Here is a 1,159-nt window from a genome sequence, read left to right on the forward strand (position 1 = left end):
AACGTGTTCCGGACGAACTCGCTGGACGTGGCGCAGGGATCGTTACACATCCTGAATTGTTCGAGGCGATGGCTGCTGCGGGTATCCCACTCGATGCGTCGGTAGGTATCGATGTGCTGTTGCGCGTCACTTTGGACCAGGACGGCGATGTCGTACTCGAGAACGCGCTCCCGCAAACGCTGACTGCGTGGGGGAAGATGTACCAGGTTCTTCGCGCCGCTTTTCCAGACTCGCTCTATCGTTGCGGTGGCAGCGTCGCCTCGGTCGAAAGCACGGAGTCCCATGCCAGTGTCACATTGGCTGATGGCACAACTCATCAAGCGGACATCATTATTGCTGCCGATGGATTCCGGTCGACGATTCGCCAGCAGCTTTTACCTGACTTACACCTACAATACGCCGGCTATATCGCATGGCGCGGGTTGGTCGATGAAGGTGTTCTTTCCGACTCCGCCCACGCATCGCTCTTCGATAAATTTGCGTTCTGTTTACCCCCGCGCGAGCAAATTTTGGGGTATCCAGTTGCTGGCCAGTCGAACAGCACCCTTGCAGGAGAGCGTCGTTACAACTTTGTCTGGTACCGCACCAGCGGCGACGATGAGTTGAAGGATCTGCTCCGGGATGAGAGCGGTAAACAGTTTGAAGGTGGAATTCCTCCGGCACTGATACGTCGTGATGTGCTCGCCAATATGTATGAGTCCGCCGATACGCTACTTGCCCCGCAGTTTGCCGAAGTCGTGAAGAAAGCAACGCAACCGCTGTTCCAGCCGATTTACGACCTGGAAGTACCGAAGATGAATTTCGGACGAGTCGCTCTGCTCGGCGACGCTGCATTTGTGGTCCGTCCTCATTGCGGGATGGGGGTCACCAAGGCGGCCGGTGATGCCTTGGCAATCGTCGAAGCACTTGAGCGACATGCATCCGTTGAAGATGCCTTGGCGGACTACAGCGAACAACGCTGCCGTTTCGGCGCCTCGATAGTTCAGCACGCCAGGCATCTTGGCGCGTATATGCAGGCGCAATTGAAAAGCGAGGAAGAGCGCGAAATGGCTGAGTTGTACCGGACTCCAGAAGCCGTGATGCGTGAAACCGCAGTGCCCGTGAAGTTTTAATTCAGTTACACGCCCTTCGCAGGAGACAACCATGGAACATGCATATC

1 protein-coding gene is annotated in these 1,159 nt (G+C 56.1%); it reads left to right on the forward strand.

The window, feature by feature from the left end; genetic code table 11:
- A partial coding sequence (locus AC1DVH_RS31510; RefSeq protein ID WP_477757078.1) for an FAD binding domain-containing protein occupies positions 1-1,112 on the forward strand: 1,112 nt, incomplete at its 5' end.
- Between the last annotated feature and the right edge of the window lie 47 nt (positions 1,113-1,159).

This window comes from Pseudomonas sp. P4_C3 (assembly GCF_056402075.1).